Source organism: Nonomuraea rosea (genome assembly GCF_039539705.1).
GTDB lineage: Bacteria > Actinomycetota > Actinomycetes > Streptosporangiales > Streptosporangiaceae > Nonomuraea > Nonomuraea rosea.
Genome location: NZ_BAABDQ010000146.1, coordinates 1 through 770, shown reverse-complemented (window position 1 = coordinate 770; position 770 = coordinate 1). Strand labels below are relative to the sequence as shown.

At 68.7% G+C, this 770-nt stretch carries 1 protein-coding gene; it reads left to right on the top strand.

From position 1 onward, the window contains the following. Positions 1-64 precede the first annotated feature (64 nt). Positions 65-770, top strand: a 706-nt coding sequence (locus ABEA43_RS67820) for an AMP-binding protein (protein WP_345581603.1), incomplete at its 3' end; no start/stop codon positions are given.

Here is a 770-nt window from a genome sequence, read left to right as displayed (position 1 = left end):
GGAGTTCCGTGAGCTGCTGGGACGGGTGCGGGAGCGCGCTCTGGCGGCGTTCGCGCATCAGGACGTGCCGTTCGAGCGGCTGGTGGAGGAGCTGGCGCCGTCGCGGTCGATGGCGCGGCACCCGCTGTTCCAGATCGTCTTCACCATGCAGAACAACGCCGAGGCCGTGCTCGACCTGCCCGGCGTCCGGGCCGAAGGGATGTCGGCGGGGACGTCGGCGGCCAAGTTCGACCTGGATGTGCTCGTGGGCGAGGCGTTCGACGGTGAGGGGGCTCCTGCGGGGGTGCGGGGTTCGGTGACGGTGGCGACGGATCTGTTCGATCCGGAGTGGGCCGGGCGGATCGCCGGTTACTGGGTGCGGGTGCTGGAGACGGTGAGCGCCGACGTGCGGACCCGGTTGAGTGCGGTGGACCTGCTCGACGGTGATGAGCGGCGTCGGGTGCTGGATGAGTGGAACGACACTGCGGCCGGTGATGTGGGCGCGTCGGTGGTGGAGTTGTTCGAGGCGCAGGTCGCTCTTCGGCCTGATGCGGTCGCGGTGGTGACGGCAGAGGCAATTTCTTATGCCGAGCTGGATGAGCGGGCCAATCGGCTGGCTCATGTGCTGGGCGCGGAGGGGGTGGGGGTCGAGTCGGTGGTCGGCGTGTGTCTGGATCGTGGTGTTGATCTGGTGGTGGCGTTGCTGGCGGTGTGGAAGGCGGGGGCGGCTTATGTGCCGATCGATCCTCGTCAGCCGGTGGAGCGGATCGCGTACCTGCTGGCTGACAGTC